At 74.9% G+C, this 2,141-nt stretch carries 1 protein-coding gene and 1 pseudogene; both read right to left on the minus strand.

Going from position 1 to position 2,141, the window contains the following annotated elements; all coding sequences use genetic code 11:
* The coding region (gene hypF / locus VGR06_RS09860) for a carbamoyltransferase HypF (RefSeq protein WP_327558689.1) at nt 1–1,816 on the minus strand (1,816 nt) is incomplete at its 3' end.
* 129 nt (nt 1,817–1,945) lie between these two features.
* Nucleotides 1,946–2,141, minus strand: a pseudogene (locus tag VGR06_RS09865) (hypothetical protein); the annotation flags it as partial.

Genomic DNA, 2,141 nt, shown 5'->3' on the forward strand with positions numbered 1-2,141 from the left:
CGGCGACCGCGCCGGCCTCGCGGTCGCCCACCCGCTCGAGCAGGTCGCCGGCCAGCGGCCACTCCAGCGGCTCGGAGCCGCAGTCCTCCGCGCCGAACAGGTAGCCCAGCGCCATCCGGGCCGGCCGCCGCACCGCCGCCGCGCCACCCGGCAGGGGCGCGGTACCGAACCGGCCGACCCGGCGGTAGTCCCGGTAGGACGCGACCAGCACCTCGCCGCCCCAGAACGTGCCGTCCTCGCCCATGCCCAGCCCGTCGAACGCCAGGCCCACGAACGGCTCAGCCAGGCCATGTTCGGCGGCGGTCGCCACGATGTGCGCGTGATGGTGCTGCACGCCGACGCGGTGCCCGGCGGGCCACAGCCCGGCGTACCGGGTGGACAGGTACGCCGGATGCAGATCGTGCGCGCACACCCGGGGCTCGGCCTTCCGCTGGCGGCACAGCCGGTGCAGCGTCTGCTCGAAGGCGTCGAAGGCCTCGGTGTCGTCGAGATCTCCGGTGTGCGGACCCAGCACGGCCTGCCCACCCACGGCCAGCGTCACGGTGTGTTTGAGCTGCGCGCCGAGCCCGACGATCGGGTTCGTGGCGGGAACCGGCAGGGGGAGCGGTTCCGGTGCGTAGCCGCGGGCCCGGCGGATCATGTGCGGCCGGCCGGCCACGACGCGGACCACGGAGTCGTCGTAGCGGGCCAGGATCCGCCGGTCGTGGCCGAGCACGCCGTCGCAGATCGGGCCGAGGACGCTGGCCGCCCGGTGGTCGTCGATCACGATCGGCTCGCCGGCCCGGTTGCCGCTGGTCACCACGAGCGGGCGGCGCAGCGCGTCGAGCAGCAGGTGGTGCAGCGGGGTGTAGGGCAGGAACAGGCCCAGCTCGGACAGCCCGGGTGCGACCGACGGGGCGATCGCCGTGCCGGGCCGGCGGGGCAGCAGCACGATGGGAGCCGCGGCCGAGGCGAGCAGGCGCTCGGCCGTGCGGCCGGTGCGGGCGAGCCGGCGGACCGTCGCGAGGTCGGGCGCCATCACGGCGAACGCCTTGCGGGGGCGGGCTTTCCCGGCCCGCAGCCAGGCCACGGCGGTCTCGTCGCCGGCGTCGCAGGCGAGCTGGTAGCCGCCGAGGCCCTTCACCGCGACGATGCCGCCGTGCTCGATCACCGCCACCGCCGCGGCCAGGGCCCGCTCGGCGAGCGCGGACGGATTCGTGGCACCACAGGGGATCCAGCACAACCGTGGCCCGCATTCGGGGCAGGCGACGGGCTCGGCGTGGAACCGGCGGTTCGCGGGATCGTGGTACTCCGCCGCGCACCGCGGGCACAGGGGGAACTCCCGCATCGTGGTGCTGGCGCGGTCGTACGGCAGATCGTCCACGATGGACGCCCGCGGCCCGCAGCCGGTGCAGTTCAGGAACGGATACCGGTACCGCCGGTCGGCCGGGTCGAACAGCTCACGCAGGCAGGCCGCGCAGGTGGCGAGATCCGGCGGCAGCTCCCGGGATCCGCCGGTGCCGGAGGTGCCGGTGGTGCTGTGCCGCACCGCGAACCCGGGGCCGAGCGGGCCGGTCGCGGGACGGATCGAGACCTGGTCGACGCGGGCGTGCTCGGGCGCCTGGGCGCGCAGCCGGGTGACGAAGTCGGTCAGCGCCGGCGGGCTCGCGGCGAGCCGGATCACCACCGCGCCGCCGTCGTTGCGGACGTCCCCGTCCAGCCCGAGCTCGGTGGCCAGGCGGTACACGAACGGCCGGAACCCCACGCCCTGCACCGTTCCCCGAACGGTGACCTCGGACCCGGCCCGGCTCACGCTGATCGCCTCCACCTGAGACACGCTCGCACGGCCGGTTCCCCGCGGGCAGGGGCGAAGCGTCCCTGCCCGCCGAGTCCAAGGTCCCGGGTCGGTGGGGTCGGAATGCCATGAAGGACTCCTTCGGGACACTCAACGTCCCGAAGGAGTCCTTCATGGCAGTTGGCCCTCCACCCAGACCACGTGCGGGGTTACGTGCTTGCCGGTGCGGAACCGCCGCACGAGGGCGTTCGGTGAGTGCGCGCTGAGGTGCATGCCGGTCCCGACGGTGATCGCGTCGGCGTGGTCTTCGAACGCCAGGCCCCAGGCAGCGAGCCGGGCGTCGACCCGTTCGCCGTACTCCTGCACG

This window comes from Actinophytocola sp. (assembly GCF_036002505.1).
Classification (GTDB): Bacteria; Actinomycetota; Actinomycetes; order Mycobacteriales; family Pseudonocardiaceae; genus DASYTH01.